Source organism: Fulvivirga aurantia (assembly GCF_009711475.1).
Lineage (GTDB): Bacteria > Bacteroidota > Bacteroidia > Cytophagales > Cyclobacteriaceae > Fulvivirga > Fulvivirga aurantia.
This window is the reverse complement of the sequence record NZ_SMMD01000372.1, coordinates 1-2,096: the sequence shown is the minus strand read 5'-3', so window position 1 is coordinate 2,096 and position 2,096 is coordinate 1. Positions and strand designations below refer to the sequence as shown.

Annotated in this window: 2 protein-coding genes; one reads left to right on the top strand and one right to left on the bottom strand. The window is 36.0% G+C overall.

Going from position 1 to position 2,096, the window contains the following annotated elements; genetic code table 11:
- Positions 1 to 2 precede the first annotated feature (2 nt).
- Positions 3 to 1,025, bottom strand: a complete 1,023-nt coding sequence (gene holA / locus E1176_RS01950; protein ID WP_155208893.1) for a DNA polymerase III subunit delta — start codon at positions 1,023 to 1,025, stop codon at positions 3 to 5.
- 247 nt (positions 1,026 to 1,272) lie between these two features.
- Here holA and E1176_RS01945 point away from each other — a divergent pair.
- On the top strand, positions 1,273 to 2,096 hold an 824-nt coding region (locus E1176_RS01945), incomplete at its 3' end, for a hypothetical protein (protein ID WP_155208892.1).

Here is a 2,096-nt window from a genome sequence, read left to right as displayed (position 1 = left end):
CGCTAATGGATTAATTTAAAAACTAGCTCTCGTAGAAGCTGGCCATCATCGGTAGAAACGTTATCTACACCTTTAGATTTCAAATCCGCCACTTTTATGTAGTGTATATTGCCAATAACCTGTGCGAGATCATAATACCTTGTGGCTGTGATATAATCCTTCACAAAATACGGACTCACTCGTAAAACAGAAGCCAGGTTACGCTCAGACTTGTCTTTTGTGCCATAGATCATCAAAAGCTTACTGTAAAAAGAGTACAAAATAGCTATAACCGGAATAATGGGGTTCTTTTTGGCATTGGCCTCAAAGTAATTTACTATTTTATTGGCTTTCACTACGTCCTTTACCATAAGTGCCTTCTGCAGCTCAAACACATTATAATCTTTACTTATACCCACATACTTCTGCACCACATGTTCGTCAATCTGCACCTTGTCTTTAAAATTGATGAGTATTTTATCAATTTCGTTAGAAAGACGCTCAAGGTCATTTCCTATTGACTCAGACAACATCTGCACTGCCTTTGGTGTAGCCTTGAAGCCTTTAGATCCTAAATATTGCTCTACCCAGGCAGGTACTTGATTATCATAAAGCTTTTTTGTGGTGACCGTTATAGCATGTTTATCTATGAGTTTGCCTAAAGACTTTCTTTTGTCGAGTGTTTTATTCTTATGACAAAAAACCAAGATAGTTGTAGCCGATGGGTTTTGTATATAATCTATTAGCAATTTTTGCCCATTCTCTTTATTTAAGTCATTGATCTGCTGAGCTTCCTTTACAATTACGACCTGTCTTTCTGCCATCATAGGAAATCTTCGCGCATTGGTAAGCACATCGCTCATGCTTACATCTTTACCGTACATGATGGTTTCATTAAAACCTTTTTCGGTCTCATTCAGCACATTATCTTCAATGTAATCTGATATGAGATCTATGTAATAGGTCTCCTCGCCTTGAAGAAAATAGACAGGTGCATATTTTTTACTTTTTAATTCAGAAAGTACTTTGTCAGCTGTTTGGCCCATGAAATTTTGTCAGTGTTTTAGTGGCTACGTTGCAAATCTAACAGAAGGATTAAATTTTTTATAATACCTTCTCAAAGGGCAATAATAAAAGTTTTTGAACGAAAGTCTTTGTGTATCAGATATTCCACACTTCGTTAAAAATATTCTTCAACATTTTACAGAAAAATCCGTTACTGACACCTCAAGGTGCAGATTATCTTGGTATGATTTGTGCAAAATATCAGTAGAACTAAAAAAACAATCGAAAATGAGAAAATTATTTAATCAACTATTAATGTTTAGTGCCCTTAGTGGTACATTATTTTTGGCTTCATGTAGTGATGATAATGAAGAAATTACCCCCACTACACCACCAGATGAAGAGACGGTGGTTTTAGAAATGGAAGAAGGTGACGCTTCCAAAAATGTATCTGTAGATGTGGATGCAAATACTAATACTCAAACTGTAAGAGTAAAATTTACATCAACTGACAACATGAACAGATTATATGTTACTGAGAATGTGAGTGCTCAAGGTGATGAGCCTTTTAAATTAGAGGAACTAGTTGAAGGTATCGATGCTAAAGGAGATGGATCTATAGATTTAGATAGTCAGAATAAAACGGCTTTCGAATTTGAATTTGATCTTCCAGTTCCTTCAGTAGGTACAGGTACTGTTGTCTATACTTTCTGGGCAACCAGTGGTAGAGGTGACTACAGAGATGTAACTAAACGATTAGTAGTTGGTCCTGGTACAATTACCTTAAATTACGGTGGTACTAACTCAGCTGCGGAAGTAAAATCTTATTCTGCTACTATGTTTGCTGCACCATTAGCTGATGGGTCTTCGAAGACTTTTATTTCTCTTTTGGATGGAGAATTATTTAGAATAAATCAGGGAGAAGAATATGCTGCCTTCTGGGACTTCGGTTATTATTACGGAGGAACTGGTAAAGCTTCTTTAGCATCAACTTTTAATTATCCATCGGATGTTATTGATGTACCAAATATATCTGGTACTGCCAAAGAGGAATTAAATGAAGCATTTTTCGCCTTATCTACATCTTTTGATGCCACCGCATTTGATAATGT

Excerpts from the sequence above, each read along its gene's own strand:
- holA (WP_155208893.1), bottom strand. The coding sequence starts at position 1,025 with ATGGGCCAAACAGCTGACAAAGTACTTTCTGAATTAAAAAGTAAAAAA.